General features: G+C 50.8%; 17 protein-coding genes. All 17 read left to right on the forward strand.

The features are described 5' to 3' along the window. The first annotated feature begins 185 nt into the window (after positions 1 to 185). The 17 genes from VD17_RS30540 (at position 186) to VD17_RS30620 (ending at position 18,718) form a co-directional block, all read left to right on the forward strand. Positions 186 to 461, forward strand: coding sequence for a hypothetical protein (locus tag VD17_RS30540; RefSeq protein ID WP_046057084.1), 276 nt, complete (start codon positions 186 to 188; stop codon positions 459 to 461). 152 nt (positions 462 to 613) lie between these two features. Then, on the forward strand, positions 614 to 910 hold the full coding sequence (ihfB, locus tag VD17_RS30545; protein WP_003369729.1) for an integration host factor subunit beta: 297 nt from the start codon (positions 614 to 616) through the stop codon (positions 908 to 910). A 27-nt stretch (positions 911 to 937) separates the two neighbouring features. Further along, positions 938 to 1,177, forward strand: coding sequence for a lipopolysaccharide assembly protein LapA domain-containing protein (locus tag VD17_RS30550; protein ID WP_046057085.1), 240 nt, complete (start codon positions 938 to 940; stop codon positions 1,175 to 1,177). Between the two features lie 228 nt (positions 1,178 to 1,405). Continuing rightward, positions 1,406 to 2,482 (forward strand): dTDP-glucose 4,6-dehydratase, encoded by a 1,077-nt coding sequence (gene rfbB, locus VD17_RS30555; RefSeq protein ID WP_046057086.1) that lies wholly within the window; start codon positions 1,406 to 1,408, stop codon positions 2,480 to 2,482. Continuing rightward, the gene (gene rfbD / locus VD17_RS30560; RefSeq protein WP_046057087.1) at positions 2,479 to 3,372 is read left to right on the forward strand and encodes a dTDP-4-dehydrorhamnose reductase; all 894 of its coding nucleotides are present in this window, start codon (positions 2,479 to 2,481) and stop codon (positions 3,370 to 3,372) included. Before rfbB ends, rfbD begins: the two co-directional genes overlap by 4 nt. Next, the gene (rfbA, locus tag VD17_RS30565; protein ID WP_046057088.1) at positions 3,369 to 4,259 is read left to right on the forward strand and encodes a glucose-1-phosphate thymidylyltransferase RfbA; all 891 of its coding nucleotides are present in this window, start codon (positions 3,369 to 3,371) and stop codon (positions 4,257 to 4,259) included. The genes rfbD and rfbA overlap by 4 nt, the downstream gene beginning before the upstream one ends. A 446-nt stretch (positions 4,260 to 4,705) precedes the next feature. Then, a complete protein-coding gene (locus tag VD17_RS30570) occupies positions 4,706 to 6,148 on the forward strand; it encodes a mannose-1-phosphate guanylyltransferase/mannose-6-phosphate isomerase (protein WP_046057089.1) in 1,443 nt (480 codons plus the stop codon). A 148-nt stretch (positions 6,149 to 6,296) separates the two neighbouring features. Further along, the gene (locus VD17_RS30575; RefSeq protein WP_046057090.1) at positions 6,297 to 7,670 is read left to right on the forward strand and encodes a phosphomannomutase/phosphoglucomutase; all 1,374 of its coding nucleotides are present in this window, start codon (positions 6,297 to 6,299) and stop codon (positions 7,668 to 7,670) included. A gap of 102 nt (positions 7,671 to 7,772) precedes the next feature. Continuing rightward, the gene (gene gmd / locus VD17_RS30580; protein WP_038982169.1) at positions 7,773 to 8,867 is read left to right on the forward strand and encodes a GDP-mannose 4,6-dehydratase; all 1,095 of its coding nucleotides are present in this window, start codon (positions 7,773 to 7,775) and stop codon (positions 8,865 to 8,867) included. A gap of 11 nt (positions 8,868 to 8,878) precedes the next feature. Next, positions 8,879 to 9,964: a DegT/DnrJ/EryC1/StrS family aminotransferase gene (locus VD17_RS30585; protein WP_046057091.1), complete on the forward strand. Its 1,086-nt coding sequence runs from the start codon at positions 8,879 to 8,881 to the stop codon at positions 9,962 to 9,964. 101 nt (positions 9,965 to 10,065) lie between these two features. Next, entirely contained in the window at positions 10,066 to 10,848 is a 783-nt protein-coding gene (locus tag VD17_RS30590) for an ABC transporter permease (protein ID WP_080932110.1), read from the forward strand. Continuing rightward, positions 10,845 to 11,615 (forward strand): ABC transporter ATP-binding protein, encoded by a 771-nt coding sequence (locus VD17_RS30595; RefSeq protein ID WP_046057092.1) that lies wholly within the window; start codon positions 10,845 to 10,847, stop codon positions 11,613 to 11,615. The genes VD17_RS30590 and VD17_RS30595 overlap by 4 nt, the downstream gene beginning before the upstream one ends. After that, the gene (locus VD17_RS30600; RefSeq protein WP_259674619.1) at positions 11,593 to 13,890 is read left to right on the forward strand and encodes a glycosyltransferase; all 2,298 of its coding nucleotides are present in this window, start codon (positions 11,593 to 11,595) and stop codon (positions 13,888 to 13,890) included. The genes VD17_RS30595 and VD17_RS30600 overlap by 23 nt, the downstream gene beginning before the upstream one ends. Further along, positions 13,881 to 15,533, forward strand: coding sequence for a glycosyltransferase (locus tag VD17_RS30605; RefSeq protein ID WP_259674620.1), 1,653 nt, complete (start codon positions 13,881 to 13,883; stop codon positions 15,531 to 15,533). Before VD17_RS30600 ends, VD17_RS30605 begins: the two co-directional genes overlap by 10 nt. After that, the gene (locus tag VD17_RS30610) at positions 15,530 to 16,159 is read left to right on the forward strand and encodes an acetyltransferase (RefSeq protein ID WP_046057094.1); all 630 of its coding nucleotides are present in this window, start codon (positions 15,530 to 15,532) and stop codon (positions 16,157 to 16,159) included. The genes VD17_RS30605 and VD17_RS30610 overlap by 4 nt, the downstream gene beginning before the upstream one ends. Further along, complete coding sequence (locus VD17_RS30615) at positions 16,156 to 17,265, forward strand: glycosyltransferase family 4 protein (RefSeq protein WP_080932111.1); 1,110 nt, start codon at positions 16,156 to 16,158, stop codon at positions 17,263 to 17,265. Before VD17_RS30610 ends, VD17_RS30615 begins: the two co-directional genes overlap by 4 nt. A gap of 100 nt (positions 17,266 to 17,365) precedes the next feature. Beyond that, the gene (locus tag VD17_RS30620) at positions 17,366 to 18,718 is read left to right on the forward strand and encodes a hypothetical protein (RefSeq protein ID WP_046057095.1); all 1,353 of its coding nucleotides are present in this window, start codon (positions 17,366 to 17,368) and stop codon (positions 18,716 to 18,718) included. Positions 18,719 to 18,782 lie beyond the last annotated feature (64 nt).

Here is an 18,782-nt window from a genome sequence, read left to right on the forward strand (position 1 = left end):
GTCCCCTATGCCGATGCCTGCGATTTGGTGATTTTGATGGTTTCGCGGCGCTGCGATTGTTTGCCGTGAAACCAATCCTCCCGACAAGTTGTCTCTTTCTTTAATCGGATCAATCGTTTATTTACAGCTAGTCTTTAGCTTGAAGCGAGCGACCGTCGGGCGGCGTGTGCGGCCTAAGGAAGTGAATGAACAAGCTCATTGTCGTAATAGCAGTACTGACATTGGCGGGCTGTACCACTAATGCCAATACTCATGCAGTGCGTGGGGTCAGTGGCATCGAGATTGATTGTTCGGGGCTGGGGTCGGGGTGGGAGAAGTGTCGCAAGCGAGCTAGCAAGGAGTGCAAGGCGGGCTACAAAGTTATAGCCCGGTCCGATGATGCTAAAGACGAGGATGAGTACCCCTTTGGCTTCAATCCTGCGGGCTATCTGACGCGCACCATGCTGGTTATCTGTAGGTGAGTTCGAAAGGGCATAATCAGCGTTCCAGTGATCTGAAATCGAGCATCTCTTTTGGGGTAAGGATATGTCAAAACTCGGGCTGTTCAAATTCATCCGGGCGTGCTAAAACCTTTGAAGCGCTGATCTAGCTGCTTGAAAAAGAAGGGAAAAATATGACGAAGTCGGAGTTGATCGAACGAATTGTCACCCATCAAGGGCTGCTCTCATCCAAGGATGTGGAGCTGGCCATCAAGACCATGCTCGAACAAATGTCCCAATGTCTGGCCACCGGTGATCGCATCGAGATCCGTGGGTTTGGCAGCTTCTCCTTGCACTACCGCGCGCCGCGCGTAGGTCGCAATCCAAAAACCGGTCAGTCCGTCAGTCTCGACGGCAAGTTCGTGCCGCATTTCAAGCCAGGCAAAGAATTGCGCGATCGTGTGAACGAGGACGAGGAGGAAGGTCTTTGACGGCCTCCGTTATTCAAGGAACCGCTCATGCGTAATCTCAAGCGCGTACTGCTCGCCGTATTCGTCCTGTTGCTGATTTTGGTGATCCTGGCGTTCGTTCTTGAGAATCAGCAATCGGTTTCCCTGCTGTTCCTGGGTTGGGCGGGGCCTCAACTACCGGTATCGCTGGTCGTCGTTGTTGCGCTGCTGATCGGGATGGTGATCGGGCCGATTCTTGGCTGGTTTCTGGGGCGAACGTCCAGGGCTTCCCGCAAACGCCTTGTCTGATTTCGACAAAGGCGTGGCGCACGTTGAATTCGGACCTATGCTCGTCCGTATCCATTAGTAAAACAGTCATTAAGCTGTAAAATGCTGCGCTTATCCGATGGTGGCATATTTCCACATCGGTTCCGAATGACTCTGTCAGACATTTCAACTGACTTGATGGCTTCTGCATTCATGGATTAGACAGTGCTCGATTGGCGGCCTGTCAGTAACTCAAGGGTATGGTTTCGCGTGAAAATTCTAGTAACCGGCGGCGCCGGGTTTATCGGCTCGGCAGTCATCCGCCATATCATCTCCAACACTACTGACTCTGTCGTTAACGTCGATAAGCTTACTTACGCCGGTAACCTTGAGTCATTGGCCGAAGTTAGCCAGAACTCGCGTTACGTGTTCGAGCGCGTCGACATCTGCGACCGTGATCAGGTCGACCGCGTTCTGCGTGAACACCAACCGGATGCGATCATGCACCTGGCCGCAGAGTCCCATGTCGACCGCTCGATCTCCGGTCCATCTGAATTCATCCAGACCAACATCATCGGCACTTACACCCTGCTGGAAGCTGCACGCCACTATTGGGCGGCGATGGATGAAGCGCGTAAAGCCAACTTCCGTTTTCACCATATTTCGACTGACGAAGTTTACGGAGACCTTGAAGGTCCGGAAGACCTCTTCACTGAAAGCACGCCGTATCAGCCAAGCTCGCCATACTCCGCCAGCAAGGCCAGTTCCGATCACTTGGTTCGCGCCTGGAGCCGTACTTACGGCTTGCCGACCCTGGTTACCAACTGTTCCAACAACTACGGCCCATGCCATTTCCCTGAGAAGTTGATCCCGCTGATCATCCTCAATGCACTGGAAGGCAAGCCGCTGCCGGTCTATGGCAAAGGCAACCAGGTTCGCGACTGGCTCTACGTCGAAGACCACGCCCGTGCACTGTACAAAGTCGTGACCGAAGGCGTTATCGGCGAGACGTACAACATCGGTGGTCATAACGAAAAGCAAAACATCGAAGTGGTACACACTTTGTGCGCACTGCTCGACGAACTGCGCCCCGATTCTGCTTACTGTCCACATGCCAGCCTGATCACTTACGTTCAGGACCGCCCGGGTCACGATCAGCGTTACGCAATCGATGCCAGCAAAATTCAGCGTGAACTGGGTTGGACGCCGGAAGAAACCTTTGAAACCGGCATTCGCAAAACGGTCGAGTGGTACCTCAACAACACTGAATGGGTCGCTCACGTAAAGAGCGGTAGCTACCAGCAGTGGATCGATCAGAACTACGCAGATCGTTCGAACAAAGCATGAAAATCCTTCTGCTAGGAAAAAACGGCCAGGTGGGCTGGGAGCTGCAGCGCTCCCTCGCGCCGCTGGGTGAGTTGATCGCCCTGGATCGCCATGCGGTCGATGGGTTGTGTGGTGACCTGTCTGATCTCGACGGCTTGCGCGCGACGATTCGCCAGGTCAAACCCGACGTCATCGTCAATGCTGCGGCCTACACCGCTGTCGATAAAGCCGAGTCCGAGACCGAGTTGACCGACCGAGTGAACGGTCAGGCAAGCCAAGTCATGGCCGAAGAGGCCGCGACCCTGGGTGCCTGGCTGATTCATTACTCGACTGACTACGTCTTCAACGGCTTGGGTTCAACGCCGTGGCAAGAGTCAGATGCAGTCGCCCCGGTGAATCACTATGGCACCAGTAAACTGGCCGGCGAACAGGCGATTACGGCGTCGGGCTGCAAACATCTGATCTTTCGCACCAGTTGGGTCTATGGCGCTCGCGGCAACAACTTCGCCAAGACCATGCTGCGTTTGGCCAAGGATCGCGAAACCTTGAGCGTCATCGCTGACCAGATCGGAGCGCCGACCGGGGCAGACCTGATTGCCGACGTGACGGCGTTGGCCATTCAGCAAGTTCTGCAACGTCCCGAGCTTTCGGGCTTGTATCACTTGGCGGCCAGTGGCGAAGTGTCCTGGCACGGCTATGCTAGCCATGTGATCGGTTTCGCCCAAGACAACGGCGAGAAGCTCGCCGTAACAGCGATCAATCCGATTGAAACGACGGCTTATCCAACACCTGCGCGCCGCCCTCTGAATTCGCGTTTGAATACTCAGAAGCTGCGTGACAATTTTTCTCTGCACTTGCCGGATTGGCAAAGTGGTGTAACCCGAATGCTTAGGGAAGTTTTGAATAAATGAGCACAACAAATCGTAAAGGCATCATCCTCGCTGGCGGCTCGGGCACGCGTCTGCATCCGTTGACCCTCGGCGTGTCCAAACAGATGCTGCCGATCTACGACAAACCGATGATCTTTTATCCGTTGTCGGTGTTGATGCTTGCGGGAATGCGAGAAATCCTGATCATCTCCACCCCGGAGGATTTGCCTTGTTTCCGAAAATTGCTGGGTGATGGAAGCCTGTATGGCATCAAGCTTACCTACGCCGAACAACCTAGCCCGGATGGTTTGGCGCAAGCCTTCATCATTGGTGAAGAGTTCATCGGCAAGGACCCTTGCTGTCTGATCTTGGGTGACAACATCTTCTACGGCCAGAGCTTCTCGGAAAACCTGCGTTCCGCGAGCAATCAAGAGCAAGGCGCGACTGTATTCGGCTATCACGTATCTGATCCTGAGCGTTTCGGTGTTGTGGAATTCGACGCTACCGGTCGGGCGCTGAGCATCGAAGAGAAGCCGCAGAAGCCCAAATCCAACTACGTGGTGACTGGCCTGTATTTCTACGACAACAAGGTCGTCGAGATCGCCAAGAGTATCAAGCCGTCCGCACGCGGCGAGCTGGAAATCACCGATGTCAACCGTGCCTATCTTGAGAGGGATGAGCTGAACGTCGAAATCCTTGGTCGCGGTTTCGCATGGTTGGACACTGGTACTCACGATTCACTGCTTGAGGCTAGCCACTTCGTACACACCATCGAGAAGCGCCAGGGGTTTAAAGTTGCTTGCCTGGAAGAGATTGCTTACAACAGCGGGTGGATATCTGCAGCTGAGCTGTCAGCTCAGGCAGAGCGACTTGGAAAGACGGGTTATGGGCAATACTTGAAAAAGCTTCTGGATATACCTGGCCGCTGAGAGTTGATCGATGCTGGTGATTGATATTATTTTGATGGCCAGCAGTTGAAACACTTGTTTGTTTTTAAACGTTTTTTGCCCCCAGCCTTCCGCATCAGTTATTAATTCCCGGTACTGGCTGTAGAATGGGCGGCAGAATTATCTGATCCTGTTCCGCTTTGCATTTCAACCTCCAATGATCCGCTTTTCCTTTCCAAAGGAGACCGCATTGTCTAGATTGCCTTCAATACACAGTGTTGCTGGTCGCGGCATCCTATGAATGCTGGAGCTAGGTCATTAGTGCGATACCAGGCATGAAGCTAGCTGGTTTGGATCGAAGCTGAGCTGTCATCCTGGGGGCAGGGTCAACAAGAATTTGCATCGAGACGATGCAGGAATGACCGGAAATATAACTGAGCCCCACTTTCTGGGCCTATCTGCCAGAAGGGGGATTAAGGATTTAGAGCATGGAACTGATTCCCGTAATTTTGTCTGGCGGAGTGGGCAGCCGGTTGTGGCCTGTTTCTCGTGAAGCCCATCCAAAGCCGTTTATGGAGCTGCCAGATGGCCAGAATCTGATCCAGAAAACCTTCCTTCGTGCTTCGCGCCTGGAAGGTGTTGTGGAAGTTCTGACGGTGACCAACCGCGAACTCCTGTTCAAGACCGAAGACGAGTACAGCGCAGTCAATACAGCCAGGCATGCTCAAGGTTTCATCCTCGAACCATTTGGTCGTAACACTGCTGCTGCCGTTGCCGCTGCTGCACTTCAGCTGGAAACGACCCATGGCCCTGATGCCCAGATGCTGGTGCTGGCGGCTGACCATCTGATAAAAGACGAAAAAGCCTTTGCTGCGGCCGTAGCCAGCGCCATGACGCTTGCAGCCGAAGGTTGGTTGGTTACCTTCGGTATTCAGCCAACCTACCCTGAAACAGGGTTCGGTTACATCGAAGCGCAGAAGGATGCACCTCTGAAGGCTGGTCTGAAAGTTGCGCGCTTTGTCGAAAAGCCGGATCTTGAAACCGCTCAGGGTTATGTCAGTGCAGGTAACTACTACTGGAACTCCGGCATGTTCTGCTTCCGGGTCGGTACTGTGCTCGAAGAACTGCGCCAGCATGCTCCGGACGTAGTGGTAGCTGTCAGCAAAACCATTGAAAGCTCGCGCCTCACTTCCTCTGACAAGTACCGTTGCCTGGCGCTCGACGCTGATGCATTCGCAGAGGTTCCAGACATCTCCATCGATTACGCATTGATGGAGCGCTCATCCAAAGTAGCGACCATCCCTTGTGATATCGGTTGGAGTGACATCGGCTCCTGGAACGCCGTCAGTGAGCTGACCGAGCCCGATGAAAACGGCAACCGTTTTGAAGGCGAGGTGTTGTCCCACAATTCCCGCAACAACTATGTAAACAGTGAAGATCGGCTTACTGCGCTGGTCGGTGTCGAGGACTTGCTGGTCATCGACACCCCGGACGCGGTGATGATTGCCCACAAAGATCATGCCCAAGACGTAAAGCACATCGTCAATCAGCTCAAGGCCAGCAGTCACACCGTTCATTTGCTCCACCGCACTGTGCATCGTCCTTGGGGTACCTACACAACGTTGGAAAATGGCGAGCGCTTCAAGATCAAGCGCATTGTGGTAAAGCCTAAAGCTTCTCTGTCGCTGCAAATGCATCACCACAGAAGCGAGCACTGGATTGTCGTCAGCGGGATGGCTAAGGTCATCAACGACCAACAGGAATTGATGTTGAACACCAATGAGTCCACCTTCATTCGTGCTGGCCATCTGCACCGCTTGATGAACCCGGGAGTCATAGACCTGGTGATGATTGAAGTGCAAAGTGGTGACTATCTCGGCGAGGACGATATCGTTCGTTTCGAAGATAATTACGGCCGCGTCGATAATTAACAGCGTTGGCGCATTTGCAAGCCAGATCGGTGGGTTTCCACCGGTCAGGCTTTTTTGCATTTGGCCTGTTCCTGATGCATTTCCATTCTGATGAGAGAGCAGAGCCGTCAATCGGCCTTGCTTCCACATACCTCAGCAAGAGAGCGGTATGACTACCCCGATCAAAACCCAGTGTTTCAAAGCCTATGACATTCGTGGCCAAGTGCCGTCCGATCTTAATGAAGATGTGGCCTACCGGATAGGGCGGGCCATGGTTGTCGAGTTGCAAGGCAAAAACATTGTGCTGGGACGGGATATGCGGCTCGAAAGCCCGATGCTGGCAGAGGCGATGACACGTGGGTTGCTTGAGGCAGGTGCCAATGTCATCGACATCGGCTTGTGCGGCACAGAAGAAGTCTACTTTGCCACCAGCGCGTTCAAGGCGGATGGCGGAGTGATGATCACCGCAAGCCACAATCCCAAGGGTTTCAACGGGATGAAGCTTGTGAAGTCCGAATCCCGGCCTATCAGTGGCGATACCGGGCTCAATGCCATACGTGATCGCGTGGAAAGTGGTGATTTAGGCGCGTTGGCCATCAATTCTGGTGAAGTTAGATTCAAGCAGGATAAGACGGCCTACATCGAGCACCTTCTCAGCTACGTCAATGTTGCGGATTTGAAGCCGCTGAAGATACTTGCCGATCCGGGCAACGGCGCTGCCGGGCCAGTATTGCAGCAATTGATCAAAAAACTGCCTTTCGAATGGGTGGTCATCAATGCCGAGCCCGATGGCAACTTTCCCAATGGCGTACCCAATCCGCTTCTGCCAGAGAACCGGTTGCTGACACGGGAAGCGTTGTTGGTGAATGGCTGTGATCTGGCGATAGCGTGGGACGGTGACTTCGATCGCTGCTTCTTTTTCGACCAGGAAGGCCGCTTCATCGAGGGCTATTACCTAGTTGGCCTCTTGGCGGAAATGTTGCTCAAGAAGAACCCCGGCTCCAGGATTATCCATGACCCGAGACTGACCTGGAACACGATCGATCAGGTTCGATTGGCGGGCGGTGTTTCAGTACAATGCAAGACCGGGCACGCCTTTATCAAGGAGCGCATGCGTCTGGAGAATGCGATCTACGGCGGTGAGATGAGTGCTCACCATTATTTTCGTGATTTCGCCTACTGCGACAGCGGCATGATTCCCTGGTTGCTGGTGACTGCGTTGATGTCTGCGTCCGGAAAAAATTTAGCCCAGCTTGTTGATGAGCGCATTGCCGCCTATCCATGCAGTGGTGAAATCAACTATCGGGTCAACGATGTATCAGCGGCGCTGGAGGAGGTCTTGGCACATTATTTACCTCAAGGGCCTCACCTTGATCAAACCGATGGAGTCAGTCTGGAGTTTCCTGACTGGCGATTTAATCTCCGAGGTTCAAACACAGAGCCTCTGTTGAGGTTGAATGTGGAAAGTAGAAGGGACCCAGCGCTGGTAGCGCTGAAAGTTAAAGAAATTGAGGGATTGCTGAACAGTAGATATATGGAATGACAAAAACGGTTCTCACTTCCAGAAGGAAGGTGAGGGGCAGCAATAAGTTGGCTCTCTGGTAGAGACTTACTGTTCGATTGATTAATTTAAATTGGTGAGAAAATGAGCGACAAGAAAGTAGCGTTGATTACGGGTATTACTGGTCAGGATGGTGCTTACCTCGCTGAGTTCCTGCTCAAAAAAGGTTATTCAGTACACGGCATCAAGCGCCGTAGCTCCCTGTTCAATACTCAGCGTATTGACCATCTCTACCACGACCCGCACAACCAAGGCTATGATCTCAAGCTGCACTACGGCGACCTGACCGACTCGAGTAGCCTGATTCGTATCGTGCAAGAAGTACAACCAGATGAAGTTTACAACCTCGGGGCGCAAAGCCACGTTGCGGTTTCCTTCGAATCGCCAGAATATACTGCTGATACTGATGCCATGGGTACACTGCGCATCCTTGAAGCAATCCGCATCGCTGGTCTTGAGAAAAAGACCAAGTTCTATCAAGCCTCCACATCCGAGCTGTACGGCCTGGTTCAGGAAATTCCACAGAAAGAAACCACGCCGTTCTATCCGCGTTCCCCTTATGCCGTCGCCAAGATGTACGCCTACTGGATCACTGTGAACTACCGTGAGTCATATGGCATGTACGCCTGCAACGGTATTCTCTTTAACCACGAGTCGCCTATCCGCGGTGAAACCTTCGTAACCCGCAAGATCACTCGCGCCTTGGCACGTATCAAGGTCGATCTGCAAGATTGCTTGTACCTCGGGAATATGGACGCCCTGCGTGACTGGGGTCATGCTCGTGATTACGTGGAAATGCAATGGCTTATGCTGCAACAAGAAACTCCGGAAGACTTTGTGATCGCGACCGGTGAGCAGCATTCGGTTCGGGAATTTGTTGAGGTTGCAGCGAAGGAAATCGATATCAAGATTCGTTGGGAAGGTACGGGTGTAGACGAGAAAGGTTACGACGTCGCCACCAACAAATGTATCGTTGCCGTCGATCCGCGTTATTTCCGTCCAGCCGAAGTTGAGACGTTGTTGGGTGACCCAAGCAAAGCCAAAGCCAAATTAGGCTGGGTACCAACTACCTCCTTCAATGAGTTGGTAGAAGAAATGATGCGTGAAGACATGAGTGAAGCCAAGCGTGACAAACTGGTCGCTGAACACGGCTTTAAATACTTCAAGGGTCAGGAATAAAGGGGGCTGTGATGATTCCGGTATATCAGCCCTTTCTGGGCGGACGCGAAAAGGAATATGTGAATCAGTGTCTTGATTCGACCTGGATTTCTTCTCGCGGAGAATTTATCTCCCGCTTTGAGAGCGAGTTTGCCCAATACATCGGTGCGGAACATGCGACCACAGTGAGCAATGGCACGGTTGCTCTGCACCTGGCAATGGCTGCTTTGGGGCTTGGACCTGGCGATGAGGTGATTGTCCCAACGCTCACTTATGTGGCGTCCGTCAATACCATCATGCAAACCGGGGCAAGCGTCGTGTACGCTGAATCCCTGGCTGATACCTGGAACGTCAGCGTTCCAGACATCCGCAGCCGCATCACGCCTAAAACCAAAGCCGTCATGGTCGTACACCTGTACGGTCTGGCGTGTGACATGGACGAGGTTGTGGCTCTGTGTAAAGAGCACAACCTGCTGCTGATCGAAGACTGCGCAGAAGCCTTTGGCTCTCTGTACAAAGGTCAGCATGTAGGGACTTTCGGTGATGTCGCTACGTTCAGCTTTTTTGGAAACAAGACCATTACCACCGGTGAGGGTGGGATGGTGGTGTCCAAAAACAAGGACATCCACGAAAGAGCCTGTCACCTCAAAAGCCAGGGTGTGTCCAAGACCCGTGAATACTGGCATGACGAGTTGGCATTCAACTATCGGATGACCAACATCTGTGCAGCCATTGGCCTTGCCCAGCTGGAACGAGCAGACGAGATCATCGCTCTCAAGCGGCAGGTTGCGGACTGGTATCGTGAAGCGCTCGAAGGGCTTCCGCTGCAGATGCATGCAGAGCAACCAGGCACACGCCACTCCTACTGGATGTGCTCGGTGCTGTTGGACGATCCGAGTCAGCGTCAGGCATTGCGTGATCATTTGAAGAGCAAGGGCATTGAGACACGCCCTCTGTTTGCTCCTGCTCATAACATGCCGCATTGCAAGACGGATGAAACCTTTCCGGTAGCGCAGGACCTTAGCTCGCGAGGGATGAACCTCCCGAGTTATCCGACGCTGACCCGTGAACAGGTGCAGCAAGTAGTAGAAGAAATTCGATCTTACTTTGCCAGCTGATGTTGCGTTGGGATTGAGGCTGGTAACAGCCTCAATTCTCATAAAATTCAAAGAGGACGAATAATGTCCAGGCTTTCGAATTTAATTATTCAGGGGAAGTAATGTTTTCGTATTTTTCTCGCGTTTGGGCTGCTCGATACTTTTGGGTGCATCTTGCTCTAGCTGATCTGCGCTCCCGCTGGCGCAGGTCTTTTTTTGGCGTGACGTGGTCAATTATCCAGCCACTGGGTATGACAATACTCCTGACACTGGTGTTTAGCCGGCTGTTCAATACGGACGTATTAACTTACGCACCCTATGTCCTCTCAGGGATCGTCGTTTGGGAGTTCATTTCCGCTAATACAATTGGCGGTTCACTGTCTTTCGTTCAGGCGGATGCCTACATTAAACAATGTAATCATCCCCTGGCAATTTATACCTTGCGAACAGTGCTCGGTAGCTCAATCGTGCTCATGCTGGCCAGCGTTTCCCTCTATCTCTGGGTCGCGATCATGATGCCGCAGAATTTCGGCTGGAGCTGGTTGGCGACGCTAACGATATTTCCCGTTGTTGCCTTGATAGCCTGGCCCGTATCCACACTTCTCTCCTACATCAGCACCCGTTTTCGTGATGTCCCCCACGCGCTTGGATTGGTGATGCAGTCTTTATGGTTTGTGTCTCCAGTGTACTTCGAAGCGAAAATGTTTCAAAACGGTGGGCTGCACGCGCTGGTTGATTACAACCCGATTTATCACATTCTCCAGTTGTTTAGAGCACCACTGTTGCAAGGGGAATGGCCGACCCTTGCCAACTATGCTTTTAGTTTGGGTACCGCTTTGTTCTTTGGTCTTATCGCGATGTATGTTGGTTACAAAGCAGAGCGGAAGGTGATTTTTTACCTATGAGAATGAATAAAATCAATCAAATCAATGTAAAGAACGTCAACCTCCATTACGCAGCCGCGGCTTATAAGGAACGTTCATTAAAGTCGTTGATGGCGAATATCTTTTCAAAAAAAGAAGCCAATAATCACGTGGCCGATATTCACGCGCTCAAGAACATAAATGTTCAAATTGTCAGCGGCGAGCGTGTGGGGCTTCTTGGACATAATGGCGCGGGTAAAAGCACGTTTCTCAAGACTGTTGCCGGTTTGTATCCAATCTCCAGTGGCGAACTGGACGTACAAGGCCAGGTTCGTTCGCTGTTTGACTTGAGCTTGGGGTTCGAGCCAGATGCCACGGGGCGTGAGAATATTCTCTACCGTGGCCTGTTGCTTGGTCTGTCTCCAAAGTTCATGCGAGAGAAGATCGACGAAATAGTAGCGTTTGCTGATCTGGGCGAATTTATTGATTACCCGATTAAAACGTACTCTGCCGGGATGCAAGTTCGCCTGGCATTTGCTATATCGACCACCGTCGGTGGCGACATTTTGTTGCTCGATGAGGTTATTGGTGCGGGCGATGCCAACTTTATGGCAAAGGCCAAAGTACGTATCACCAGTCTGATCGAAAAGGCTGAAATACTCGTTCTGGCCTCTCATGACTTCGGTGCTTTGCAGTCCATCTGCACCCGAGGCTTGGTCTTTCACCATGGTGAGTTGAAGTTCGACGGTGAAATAACAGACGCTATCGCCGAATACAAGAAGATAAATGGACTTGCTGATGCAAACTAAACCGTTTCGTGTGATGTGGCTGCTGAACCATGGTGCGGCTCGTAAGTTTGAGCTTGAAATGCTCAAGTCTCTGGGTGTTAAAGAGTTCTTTCTACCAAAGTCATTTCCACAGGAAATCGGTTTTCGTTCGGCAAGCGTAGATCATTCGGAAGATGCGAACCTCACCATCCCGGCTGAAGACTTAGAGGTTCTAAATCAGCAGAACTGGTACGTGGCGCCATCGAAAGAAGCTTGGGATATAGCCAATAAATACTTTGATGTATGCTTTTTCATCTGCCATTCAAAAGGCTTCATGAATGAGGTTTCACGATCATTCACCGGCGCGGCCATTTGGCGAGCCTATGGGCTGGATAAGACGCTAAGTTACTCAGAAGTCGTGAAAATCTTGACGTTAGGTACGCAGTCAGTAAAGAAACTAGGACGACGTCTTTGGTTGGGGATCGCGTACGATCATCTTGCCGACTCTGAGCCCATGTACCTGCAAAAACGAAAGGCGTTTTTACCGCTGGGCCTGAATAACTGTGCGATCAATGACATCTGGAACGGAAAGCAGAAGCACATTTTTTTCGTGCGCCCGGACATTGGTTTTAGTAGTTACTATAAAAAAGTATACGAAGATTTCATTTCGGATATGCAAGGGATGCCCTACAAAATCGGTGGTTCTCAGCCGATTGAAGTGGATGATCCGAACGTGTTGGGATTTGTTACCCACGAAGAGCATGAACGCAATATGAGAGAGTCGCGAGTGATGTTTTATCATTCCAGCGAACCAAACCATATTCATTATCATCCCTTCGAAGCGATCCGCGTCGGCATGCCATTAATCTTCATGAGTGGTGGCATTCTGGATCGAATGGGTGGAGCGACCCTTCCTGGTCGATGCGAGTCTGTCAAAGAAGCGAGAGAGAAAATTCGTCGCATCTTGAATGATGATTCGAAGTTTATCCAGCAAGTGCGTAGAAGTCAGGCGGTCCTGCTGGAGCCCATGCGCGCAGAGAACTGTGAAGCCGCTTGGGTCAGCAGCTTCAAGGAAATTCTGCAAGAGCTGGAAGTCAGCCGCTTGGAACAAAGCCAGCGGCCAGTCAAGCGCAAGAAAATCGCAGTGGTAGTCCCTGTCGAATATCGCGGGGGAAGCCTTCGTGGAGCCCATCTGTTAGCGGAAGCTTTGCATGAAGGAAGCAGGCAGTGGGGAGAAGATGTCGATGTTGTCCTCTTGCATTTGAAGTCTGCTGACGAAGAGGCAGAAGATCCTTCCGATCAGGATGAGAGAATTCAGCTTCGCACTTTTCATTGGAAAACTCTCGACGCGCAAACAGCACGCAGAGCCATGCGATATGCAGGTCACGACGGCTGGGAGCCGGACTCCGGGAGATATGTTGTTCCGGATGATGGTATTAAACAGCTTCTGGACTGCGACGCGTGGATCATAGTCTCTGATCGTGTAGAGGCCCCCTTAGTGCCTCTGCGGCCATGCATATTTATGGTCTATGACTACCTCCAGCGCTATGAAAAGGTACTTTCGAAAAGCGGAGATGAACACTTTATTAGTGCCGTGCGTAGGGCGCAGAAGCTGCTTGTAACGACAGAGTTTACGAAGCAGGACGCCATTCAGTACGCAGGCGTTGAAGTGAATCGAATTGCTAAAGTGCCTATGCTGGCTCCCGACTTTTCAAAAGTTGGACCTGGGATATTGTCGGCGCCCGATCAGCCATATTTCTTATGGACAACTAATGCCGGCGCGCATAAGAATCATGTGAACGCACTGAAGGCGCTTAAATTTTATTATGAAACTCTCGGAGGTCAATTCTTCTGTCATGTGACGGGCGTGAACACTGACAATCTGCTAGAGAGTAGTGCGCCGCACCTGAAGTCTCTCTCCGCAGTGGTTAATGCAAGTGCTGCATTATCGGAGAAAGTTAAATGGCTTGGCGAACTCCCTGACTTTGAATACCGTTGCACTTTGGCAAATGCAACGTTTCTATGGCATGCAGGAAAAATTGACAACGGTTCATTCAGTGTTGTCGAGGCCGCTAGCTTAGGTGTGCCGGCATTGAGCAGTGACTATCCCGCCATGCGTGAGATGGACGTTCAATTTTCACTGCAGTTGTCCTGGATGAATGCCTCCGACTACAAAGAGATGGCGCACCAGTTGAAAGAGATGGAATTGACTTACTTGTCCAAGAAGGCCCTGCTTCCTTCGCCTGAGGTATTGGCAGAACAAGGCGTTGAGAAGTTGGCGGCACAATATTGGGGAGTCATAAGAGAGTGTCTATAAATAAATATGGTATTTACTTGGCTTACGCGCCGGGTTTGGATTTGCGTCATGAAGGATTGGGTAGATACCTCGCTGCTTTTCTGAAAGGGGCAAGCGACCGAGAAGATGTGCGCTTTGTGCTGGTATGCCCGAGTTGGTCGAAAGAAGGACTTCAAGATCTATTTCGCAGCGAGGGTGTTTCACAAGAGCGCTTTGAATTAGTTTCTCCATCGAAAAAGCCGATGGTATTACGCGTCTACGAAGCCTACATGGCTCGCAAGAAACGAAAGCGGAAGCCAGGACTATTAAAAAGACTTTCCAATGGGGCCTCAGCGATTAAAAGAGTTGCCATTGATCACGTTGAGCAGCAGTTAGTCACGACTAATTCCTACTCGGGCTTGGCGTTGCTGCTAGTAGAAGGACTTTTTCTTGCGGGCCTTGCGCTTTTGATTAGCCCAGTCATTATCTTGGCGTTGATTGTTCTCTTTTTCATAAAGCTCAAGTTTGTTTTTAAGCGAGTGTCCCGACCTTTTCGGCGCCTTTTATCACGCGCACGAGGGGCCGTTGGGGAACCGAAAAACGACGCTTTCATTTTTCGACTATATAAGCGAATGGAGCGAATTGAGTCAGAGCGGATGCTTCACTTGATTGATAACCTGGCTGATGTAAAAGCTTGGTACAGTCCTACTGCTTTTTGGCCTGCCTTCAACAAAATAGATCGTCCACGTCTGATGTGTGTGCCAGATGTAGTGCTATCGGATTTCCCCGTCGGCTTCTCAAGTGTGGGAGGTGAACGCTTTTTGCAAACATTTGAGGATGTTCGCCGATCAATCCAGACTGGGCAGTATTACGTCACCTACAGCAGCGCGATCAAGTGGGATACATTGGTCGAACAGTATTCGATCCGCGCTTCTAATGTATCGGTGATTCACCATGCGCCGAATATGCTGAACCAGTGGGTCACAACCCGAGGGTTTGCTGATCTGGAAGCGACCTCGCTCCACTATGCACAAACGCTTCTTGGTAGTGCGATGCCTAAATCCTCTAATAAGAACTATACGGTAGGTTTTGCAAATACATCGTTCAAGTTTATATTTTATGCAAGTCAGTTTAGGCCGAACAAAAACCTGTTGATGTTGTTGCGTGCATACGAATTTCTTTTAAGAAAAAAGTATATCAGTCACAAGCTGATTTTGACCGGTGATCCTGAGCGTTATCCGGCGGTTCAAAAGTTTATCGCCGAACACAACTTGGAGAACGACGTTTTATGCTTGCACGGCCTGACGGTGCAGCAGCTTGCTGCCTGTTACAAGTTGGCAGATCTGGCAGTAAACCCTAGTCTGAGTGAAGGTGGATGCCCTTTTACCTTTACCGAGGCTCTGTCCGTAGACACGCCGGTGGTCATGGCTCGAATCGCGGTTACCGAGGAAATACTTAATCAGCCCGAGCTTCAAGACACGACATTTTTTGACCCATTTGAATGGGAAGATATTGCTCGCCGTATCGAATGGGCACTTGCTCATCGAGAAGAGCTTCTGACACTGCAGAAAAAAATCTATCAGAGCCTGATTCAGCGCACCTGGACGGATGTTGTGAATGAGCACATCACTGTTCTTGAAGCTATTTCTGTAGGCGGCGGTATCCCGTTGGAGGCCCAGCTATGACTCCAATCACAGGCATGCTGATTCTGGGGTTTGGTGGTCATGCCCGGAGTGTGGCTGACGTTGCACTCGCATCGGGAGTGACACAGTTGTGCTTCATCGACGCCAATGCCAAGCCAGATGAATCGTTTTGTTCGTTTCCAGTGAAAGCGTCTCTGGACTTTGAGCTGCCCCAAGATTGGTCAGTCATTCCTGCAGCTGGCGATAACAAAAAGAGAATTGAGCAGTGCGAATGGGTTATTCGGCAGGGATGGCCCTTAGCGACACTCATCTCTCCCAGCGCCACCATAGGCGTTGGAGCCCAGATCGGTGAAGGGACTTTTATTGCTCATCACGCTCATGTCGGGCCGATGGCATCCGTCGGACGTGGTTGCATTATCAACACAGGCGCAATTGTTGAGCATGAGTGTGTGGTGGGTGACTACAACCACATTTCGGTCGGAGCGGTGGTTGCTGGTCGGAGTCACGTAGGCGATCGCTGTTTCCTGGGCGCAGGCTCAACGGTGATCGACGGGCTGCAAGTGACAGACGATGTCATGCTGGGCGCGGGGGCGTGTGCTCATCGCAATCTGGTACAGGCCGGTACCTACGTGGGAGTTCCCGCGAAGTATTTGGGGCGTAAACATTGAAAATCCTGCATTTTTTCAAGACTTACTACCCAGACACCATGGGCGGGGTAGAGCAGGTTATCTTTCAGCTCGCTGAGGGAGGGACGCAGCACGGTATCGAGTCTGAAGTTCTTTACCTTAGTCCCCGTGGTGCCATGCGCAATGAACGGCTCGGACACCATATTACACACCGCTCGTATGAAAATTTTCAGATTGCTTCCACTGGTTTTTCAGTGGGGGCGGTAAAAGACTTCTACGAGCTGGCAAAACAAGCCGACATTATCCATTACCATTTTCCTTGGCCGTTTATGGATATGGTTCACTTTCTAACCAGAGTCAAGAAGCCGACCGTTGTTACGTATCACTCCGATATCGTGAAGCAGCAGTCATTGCTCCGACTCTATAATCCACTCTTACACGCATTTCTTCGAAATGTAGATGTAATCGTTGCATCCTCACCTAACTATGTTGCCAGCAGCGAAACGCTAGGCAAGTACGTGGATAAGGTCAAGGTCGTCCCCATTGGTATCGATCGCAATACGTACCCAGAGGCGACTGAAGCATCGTTGGCGCATTGGCGTGAAGCAGTAGGGGAGCGCTTTTTCCTTTTTGTCGGGGCGCTTCGTTATTACAAAGGCCTTGATTTTCTTCTGGAAGCGGCTCAGCAAACGAAACTGCCTATCGTGATCATGGGCAAGGGGCCCATGGAAATGGCCCTGAAACAGAAGGCTAAAGATGCGAACCTCGATAATGTCTTTTTTGTCGGTGCCCTGCCCGATAGTGATAAGGCCGCATTGATGACCCTGTGTTTTGCTTTGGTATTTCCCTCCCACCTCAGATCCGAAGCCTTCGGGATTTCTCTGCTGGAAGGGGCGATGTATGGGAAGCCGCTCATCTCCTGCGAAATTGGAACGGGTACGACGTACATCAATATCAAAGGTGAAACAGGCTGTGTCGCCCTCCCGGGGGACAGTGCGTCGCTTGCGAGCGCTATGAAGAAGCTGTGGGATGATCCCGTGGGCGCCGCCAACATGGGGGAGAATGCTCTAAAGCGTTATGAAAAGTATTTCAAGGCCGATGATATGGTTAGGTCCTACAGCGAAATATATCGCTCGCTATTAAAGTAATGGGTGTTGCTGAACGAAATATAGCTTAGAGCTTTGCGTTTATATTGTGCACATGAAATGACAAGAATAGCGCATTAAAAAACTGGACGTAGAGACTGTTATGGATTTATTGGGCTCACTTCAACACCGGCAGCGTTTTTTTTCTTTTTGTACGGTGTTCGTGCTGTCGTTAGTACTTCATCGGATCGTGGATGTTTCTTTCTATCCTTTTGATTCAAGTTTGTATTGGTCGCTTAGTTCACCTTCGATCATAATTAACTTTCCTGAGGTGGCGCGTGGATATTTTTATCCACTTGTACTCGTGCCTGTTCACGCACTTGCTGATCTGGTCGGTGATAACGGTAGAATTGTTTTTCAGTTCGCCTCCTCTGCGGTGTATGCATATTTGCTGACAGGCCCCGTAACTAATTTTTTCTTGAGGACTTTTGGAGGCAAGCTATCCTTCGCTCGACGGACGACTTTCGCGCTACTGACAATTGCCTTGTTTCCAGGCTTATTCCTGTTCCCACTATCTGACTTGCCTGCACTACTTGTACTGATCATAGGCGTTGCGCTGGCGAGTCGCGCAAACTCAAAATATTGGTTGTGCTGGTTATTTCTTTCCGGTGCGGCAGTCAGCGCGGCCTATAATATTCGGACAATTTATCTATTCGCCGCAATGGCGCTTTTTTTCGTCGTTTTATTTGTGTTTATGCGCGACAAGTCTTGGCGTTTGCGTACTATTGGGATGCTTGCTTTTGTATTAGGCGCTTTAATCGTTGCTACGCCACAGATGTTGATCAACAAGCGTATACATGGGACCGCCACGCCCTTGGTGATTGCCATGGTGAAGGGCAAACCGCTAATGGCTCAGCAACTCTATTGGGGGGTGGTGGTTCAGCGTTATGAGACCTATGCGGGCAAAGACAGCCTCGCGCCAAGTCTTTACTACCGAGATCCTGCGGGTATTGCGCTTCGGAATCTTGAAGGCTCATCGTTCTCAGATCCTAACTTGCGTGGATATTTGTCGATGGTCTTAAAGCATCCGGTGCAGTTTCTGGGTATTTATGGCAGACATTTTATCAATGGTTTGGATGTTCGTGATGGCATCGTTTATGCCGAAAAATCTTCTACAAATAAAAGTGTCGTGTCGTTCCTTTGTTTTACCTTATTGTTTTTCTGCATATTCATCTATTGGTTGCGTAAAGAAAAACGATGGATTGAGGCGGCTTACCTCGCGCCCGTTCTTTTGCCTGTATTAGCTATCTTGCCGGGGGCGGTGGAGACTCGATTCTTCATGCCTGTTTATTTGGTATTGTTCGGTGCTGTTGTTACACGGTTCGAATGGGCAACCTTTAAAGCAACAATTTGTCAGTATTGGCTGCTCCTTTCATTGATCTTTATTTTCCTATCTTCGGTTTCCTTGGGTATTACAAGCGCGGCGATGGCGTGCATTTCTTATGAACTCCCATGACCTTGAAGTCTTGGTTGTTATTAGAGGAAGGAGATTTTACTTGTGAAGTCGATGGGTGTTATGT

The sequence above is a fragment of the Pseudomonas fluorescens genome, from assembly GCF_000968015.1.
Lineage (GTDB): Bacteria > Pseudomonadota > Gammaproteobacteria > Pseudomonadales > Pseudomonadaceae > Aquipseudomonas > Aquipseudomonas fluorescens_W.